Below are 6,192 nucleotides of genomic sequence, written 5' to 3' on the forward strand. Positions count from 1 at the left end.
CCCGAGGAGGTCGTCCCGGCCGGGGAACACGTCGCCCCGCCGAACCCCGCCGAGGAACACGCCACGGCCGACCAGTTCCCCGGCCGGGCCGCCACGGCCGACCCGGCCGGGGAACAGGTCGCCGCGGCGGACCCGGCCGGGGAACGGCCGGAGCCACCGGCGCCGGGAGACCCGTTCGACCCGCTCGACCTGCCCCTCGACGATCCGGCCCCGGCCGGCGACCGGGCGGCCGCGGAGGCGGTAACCTCGCGGGAACTGGACGAGGCGATCTTCGGCCCCCGGCCGACCGCCGGCCCGGGCCTTGACGCCGCCGACGAACTGGGCGCCCCGATCGCCGGGGTCGGGCTGACCCTGCTGGTCACCGACCTGCCCCGGTCGCTGGGGTTCTACCGGGACCTCGGCTTCACCGAGATCGACCGGGGGGCCGGCAACGCGGTCCTCGCCTCCGGGGCGACCCGGCTGGTGCTGCGGGAGGTGACCGAGGCGGCCCCGATCAGCCGCCGGCTGGTGCACGTCAACCTCGAGGTGGACGACATCGACTCGGCGTACGAGCGGCTGCGCGACTCAGGCGTCCGGTTCACGTACGCCCCGCGGGTGGTGAACCGGGGCACGAGGCTGGAGGTGCGGGCCGCCGCCTTCCGCGACCCGGACGGCCATGGCATCGCCCTCACCCAGTGGCGGGAACGCGCCGACGCCTGACCCACGCCCGCGCCGGCTCCGGCCGGCGCGGGCGGCTCAGCCGAGGATGACCCGGCGCACGTGCAGGGCGTACGCCCAGACCAGGGCGAAGATGACCCCGAGCACGAGTAGCGACCAGTGCAGCAGGCCAGCCAGCATCAGCAACCCCTGCAGGACGGTGCCGGCGGGCCAGGCCCAGGGCCGGCGCATCACCCCGGCCAGCACCATCGCCGCAACGGCCAGCCCCACCAGCACCCCGACGGCGGTGCCACCCAGGTCGCCGCCGACCATCCGGATCGGCTGGATCGCCAGCAGCAGCACGATCGCCTCCAGGCTGAGCGTGCCGGCGCCGAGCCCGCGTGCCGCCCGGTCCGGGTTCCGCAGCCCCGACCGTCGCGGCGGCGCCTCGGGCGCACCGGTCGGGCGCTCGGCCTGCTCCCGCTCCGGTCCGGTCATCGCTTGAGCAGCCGGCGGGCGTCGGCCACGGTCACCACCGAGCCGGTGATCAGCACCCCGACCCCGCTCAGCTCCCCGGGCACGTCCTCCTCGGCCAGCGCCACCGCCGCCTCGATCGCGTCCGGCATCTCCTCGGCCACCTCGACCCGATCCGGTCCGAAGACCTCCGCGGCCAGGGCCGCGAGGTCCTTCGCGGGCATCGCCCGGGGCGAACTGTTGCGGGTCACCACCACCTGGTCGACCACCGGCTCCAGCAGCTCCAGCAGGCTGGCGGCGTCCTTGTCGGCGAGCACGCCGAGCACCGCCACCAGCTTGCTGAACGCGAACTCCTCCTGCAGGGCGGTGACCGTGGCGGCCATCCCCTGCGGATTGTGCGCACCGTCCAGCAGGATCGTCGGGGCGCTGCGGACCCGCTCCAGGCGGCCGGGTGAACTGGCGGTGGCGAACCCCTCCCGGACCGTCTCCACGTCGAGCTGGCGCTTCGCCCCCGCGCCGAGGAACGCCTCCACCGCCGCGAGCGCCACCGCCGCGTTCTGCGCCTGGTGCGCCCCGTGCAACGGAACGAAGATCTCCTCGTACACCCCGCCGAGCCCCTGGAGGCTGAGCACCTGGCCGCCCACCGCCACCGCCCGGCGCAGCACCCCGAACTCGGAGCCCTCCCGGGCGATGGTCGCCCCCACCTCGGCGCACCGCTCCAGGATCGGCCGGGCCGCCTCCTCCTCCTGCGCCGCCGCGATCACCGTGGCCCCGGAGTGGATGATTCCGGCCTTGGCCAGGGCGATGTCCTGGATCGTGTCGCCGAGCCACTCGGTGTGGTCCAGCCCGATCGGGGTGAGGACGCACACCCCGGCCTGGATGACGTTGGTGGCGTCCTCGGCTCCGCCCAGCCCCACCTCGACCACCGCCACGTCCACCGGCGCGTCGGCGAAGGTGGCGAACGCCAGCGCCGTGGTCATGTCGAAGTAGGTCAGCGGCTCGGCCGAGCGCTCGTCGACCAGCCGGGCCAGCGGCTCCACCTCACAGTAGGTGGCGGTGAACCGCTCCTCACTGACCGGCTCGCCGTCCAGGCTGATCCGCTCCCGGACGGTCTCCAGATGCGGGCTGGTGTAGCGGCCGGTGTGCAGCCCGAACGCCCGCAGCAGCGAGTCGATCATGCGGGCCGTCGAGGTCTTGCCGTTGGTCCCGGTCAGGTGGATCGACGGGTACGCCCGCTGCGGGCTGCCGAGCAGGTCAAGCAGGGACTGGATCCGGTCCAGCTCGAAGACCATCCGGGTGAAGCCCCGCCCGGCCAGCTCGGCCTCCACAGCGGTGAATTCGGTGCGATCGGTCACGAGGGCAGCGCCTCCAAAGCCGCGTCGATCCGGGCCAGGTCGGCCTCGGCGATGGCCAGCCGGTCCCGGATCTTGGCAACCACCGGCGCCGGCGCCTTCCCGACGAACGCCGGGTTGTCGAGCTTCGCCCGGGCCTGCGCGGCCTCCTTCTCGGCGGCGGCGCGGTCCTTGGTGAGCCGGGCCCGCTCGGCGGCCACGTCGATCGAGCCGCGGGTGTCCAGTGCGACGTTCACCTCGCCGGGCATGGCCAGCGTGGCGCTGGCCTGGAAGTCGTCACCGGCCGCATCCAGCCGCGCCAACGAGCGGATCAGCGGTTCGTGCCCGGCGATGCCGGCGGCGGCCAGCCCGTCCAGCCGGGCGGCGACCCGCTGGGTGGGGCGCAGCCCCTGGTCGGAGCGGAACCTCCGGATCTCGGTCACCACCCGCTGCACCATGCCGACCTCGGCCTCCGCAACGTCGTCCACCAGGGCCCGGTCGACGGTCGGCCACGCGGCCCGCAACACCGTCTCGCCGCCGGTCAGCGCGGTCCAGAGCTCCTCGGTGACGAACGGGATGAGCGGGTGCAGCAGCCGCAGCAGGTGGTCCAGCACGTGGCCGAGCACCCGCCGGGTGGCCTCGGCGGCCGGGCCGCCCTCGGCAAGCACCGGCTTGGTCAGCTCGACGTACCAGTCACAAACGTCGTCCCAGGCGAAGTGGTAGAGCAGGTCGCAGACCTTCGCGAACTCGTACGCCTCGAACTGCTCGTCCACCTCGGCGGCGACGTGCTGCAGGCGAGACAGGATCCACCGGTCGACGGTGGAGAGCCGCTCGGCGGCGGGCAGCGGGCCATCGGTGTGCGCGCCGTTCATGAGCGCGAACCGGGTGGCGTTCCACAGCTTGTTGCAGAAGTTGCGGGAGCCCTCGCACCACTCCTCGCTGACCGGCACGTCCTGGCCCGGGTTGCCGCCACGGGCCAGGGTGAACCGGGTCGCGTCGGCGCCGAAGCGGTCGATCCAGTCCAGCGGGTCGACCACGTTGCCAAACGACTTCGACATCTTCTTGCCGAACTGGTCGCGGACCATGCCGTGCAGGGCCACCACGTCGAACGGCTGCCGGCCGTCCATCGCGTACAGGCCGAACATCATCATCCGGGCGACCCAGAAGAAGAGGATGTCGTAGCCGGTGACCAGGACGCTGGTCGGGTAGAACTTGGCCAGGTCCGGGGTCTGCTCCGGCCAGCCGAGGGTGGAGAACGGCCACAGCGCGCTGGAGAACCAGGTGTCCAGCACGTCCTCGTCCTGGTGCCAGCCCTCGCCGGTGGGCGGCTGCTCGTCGGGGCCGACGCAGACCACCTCGCCGTCGGGGCCGTACCAGACCGGGATGCGGTGACCCCACCACAGCTGTCGGGAGATGCACCAGTCGTGCATGTTGTCGACCCAGGCGAAGTAGCGCTTGGCCAGTTCGGCCGGCTCGATCCGCACCCGCCCGTCGCGCACCGCGTCGCCGGCGGCCTTGGCCAGCGGGGCGGTGTTGACGAACCACTGCAGCGACAGCCGCGGCTCGACCGTCGTACGGCAGCGCGAGCAGTGCCCCACCGCGTGCACGTACGGCCGCTTCTCCGCCACGATCCGGCCCTGCTCGCGCAGCGCCGCGACGATCGCGGGTCGCGCCTCGAACCGGTCCAGCCCTTCGAACGGGCCGGGCACGGTGATCACACCCCGCTCGTCCATCACGGTCAGCGAGGGCAGGTCGTGCCGCTGGCCGATCTCGAAGTCGTTGGGGTCGTGCGCCGGGGTCACCTTGACCATGCCGGTGCCGAACGACGGGTCGACGTGTGCGTCGGCGACGATCGGGATGCGCCGCCCGGTCAGCGGCAGCTCGACCTCGGTACCGATCAGGTGCCGGTAGCGCTCGTCGTCCGGGTGCACCGCCACCGCGGTGTCGCCGAGCATCGTCTCGGCCCGAGTGGTGGCCACCACGACCTCGTCGCTGTAGCGGATCGAGATCAGCTCGCCGTCGTCGTCGGTGTGTTCCACCTCGATGTCGGACAGGGCGGTGAGGCAGCGCGGGCACCAGTTGATGATCCGGTTGGCCCGGTAGACCAGGCCGTCGTCGTACAGCTTCTTGAAGATGGTCTGGACGGCGCGCGACAGGCCCTCGTCCATGGTGAAGCGCTCGCGGTCCCAGTCGACGGAGTCACCGAGGCGGCGCATCTGGCCGAGGATGGCGCCACCGGACTCGGCCTTCCACTGCCAGACCCGCTCGACGAACTTCTCCCGGCCCAGGTCGTGCCGGGACAGGCCCTGGGCGGCGAGCTGCCGCTCCACGACGTTCTGCGTGGCGATGCCGGCGTGGTCCATGCCGGGCAGCCAGAGCGCCTCGTAGCCCTGCATCCGCTTACGCCGCACCAGGGCGTCCTGCACGGTGTGGTCGAGGGCATGGCCCATGTGCAGCGAGCCGGTGACGTTCGGCGGCGGGATGACGATGGTGAAGGGCGGCTTGTCGCTCTCCGCCGACGCCCGGAAGTGGCCGGCGGCTACCCACTGCTCGTACCGTCGCTGCTCTACCTCGCCCGGCTGGTACTGGCCGGACAGGGTCGGTGCGTCGGGGCGTCGGGCATCCAGTCTCTCGGTCACCCTGAAAGTCTACGGAGGGCTTCCGCGGACCTGACGTGCGCCACCGGTGGTTCGCGTACGGTGTCGGCTATGTCCGACGCACATCTCACCGAGCGTCCGGTCGCGGACGGCCCCGAGCCGGTCGACCTGGTCGAGGAGCCCATCCAGCTGAGCAACCGCGACCCACGGCAGGCGCCCGAGCAGCGAGCGCCCCGGTCACGACGCCGGCGGGTGGCGTGGGCGCTGGCGGCGTTGGTCGGGCTCGCCGGCGCGGGCACCCTCGGCACGGCGGGCTGGCGGGTGGCGCAGCAGAAGGACGCCGAGTTGGCCACCCCGGCCAGCGTGGCGGGGCTGACCCGTGACGACAGCGAGCGGGCCCGCAGCACCGCGGACTACCTGCGCAGCGGTTTCGCCGCCGACATCGAACTGGACCGCAGCTTCGGCACGGTCTACCGGGACCCGGCGGACGAGAAGCGCTCGGTGCTCGTCTTCGGCGGCGCCACCCTGCTCTGGCAGCCGGAACGCGACCTCGACAGTCTCTTCGGGCTGATGGCCGACGAGGCGGGCGCGGTGACCGGCCTCCGCGAGGTGCCCGCGGGACGCCTCGGCGGGGTGATGAAGTGCGGTACGACCAGCGGCGAGGGCGGCGACTTCGCCGTCTGTGGCTGGGCCGACCACGGCAGCGTGGTGATGGCGATGTTCCCGGGCCGCCCGGTCGACGAGGCCGGCGAGCTGCTCCGGAAGATCCGCGAGGAGATCCAGACCCGCAAGTGACCGCTTCGCCGCCGGGCTGGTGGAGCATGGCGTGCTGGAGCGCGAGCCTACTCGTTCCGCACCGGCATGCCGCTTGCGCAGCCCTTCGGCCTGGATCGCCGGTCGCGCGCACCCTCGACGCCCCGCCTCGGGGAAGGACAGCGGGGTGGGGCGGGTCAGCCCTGTCGATGGCCCGGGCCGCAGCGGGACCGCGGCCCCTGAACGCAGTGAGGGCCACCCCGGGTAACGGGGTGGCCCTCGACTGGAAGATTGTCCGGCGGTGTCCTACTCTCCCACACCCTCCCGGGTGCAGTACCATCGGCGCTGGAGGGCTTAGCTTCCGGGTTCGGAATGTGACCGGGCGTTTCCCCTCCGCCATG

5 protein-coding genes and 1 rRNA gene are annotated in these 6,192 nt (G+C 72.9%); 2 read left to right on the forward strand and 4 right to left on the reverse strand.

Annotated features, from left to right (window positions below):
- Positions 1 to 699 (forward strand): VOC family protein (locus C1I99_RS27955; RefSeq protein WP_146604070.1); only part of this gene is annotated, 699 nt, incomplete at its 5' end.
- A 36-nt stretch (positions 700 to 735) separates the two neighbouring features.
- Here C1I99_RS27955 and C1I99_RS27960 read toward each other — a convergent pair.
- Genes C1I99_RS27960 through C1I99_RS27970 form a run of 3 tightly spaced genes read right to left on the reverse strand, consistent with a single transcriptional unit; the run spans position 736 to position 5,080 of the window.
- Positions 736 to 1,134, reverse strand: a complete 399-nt coding sequence (locus C1I99_RS27960) for a DUF4233 domain-containing protein (protein ID WP_111137200.1) — start codon at positions 1,132 to 1,134, stop codon at positions 736 to 738.
- Entirely contained in the window at positions 1,131 to 2,465 is a 1,335-nt protein-coding gene (locus C1I99_RS27965) for a bifunctional folylpolyglutamate synthase/dihydrofolate synthase (RefSeq protein WP_111137201.1), read from the reverse strand. Before C1I99_RS27965 ends, C1I99_RS27960 begins: the two co-directional genes overlap by 4 nt.
- Positions 2,462 to 5,080, reverse strand: a complete 2,619-nt coding sequence (locus C1I99_RS27970) for a valine--tRNA ligase (RefSeq protein ID WP_111137202.1) — start codon at positions 5,078 to 5,080, stop codon at positions 2,462 to 2,464. The genes C1I99_RS27965 and C1I99_RS27970 overlap by 4 nt, the downstream gene beginning before the upstream one ends.
- A gap of 69 nt (positions 5,081 to 5,149) precedes the next feature.
- Between C1I99_RS27970 and C1I99_RS27975 the strand changes: the two genes are divergently transcribed.
- Positions 5,150 to 5,833 (forward strand): hypothetical protein, encoded by a 684-nt coding sequence (locus C1I99_RS27975; RefSeq protein ID WP_111137203.1) that lies wholly within the window; start codon positions 5,150 to 5,152, stop codon positions 5,831 to 5,833.
- 251 nt (positions 5,834 to 6,084) lie between these two features.
- On the opposite strand, the gene rrf is transcribed toward C1I99_RS27975, so the two are convergent.
- A 5S ribosomal RNA gene (gene rrf, locus C1I99_RS27980) occupies positions 6,085 to 6,192 on the reverse strand; the annotation flags it as partial.

It is taken from the genome of Micromonospora deserti, from assembly GCF_003236335.1.
Lineage (GTDB): Bacteria > Actinomycetota > Actinomycetes > Mycobacteriales > Micromonosporaceae > Micromonospora > Micromonospora deserti.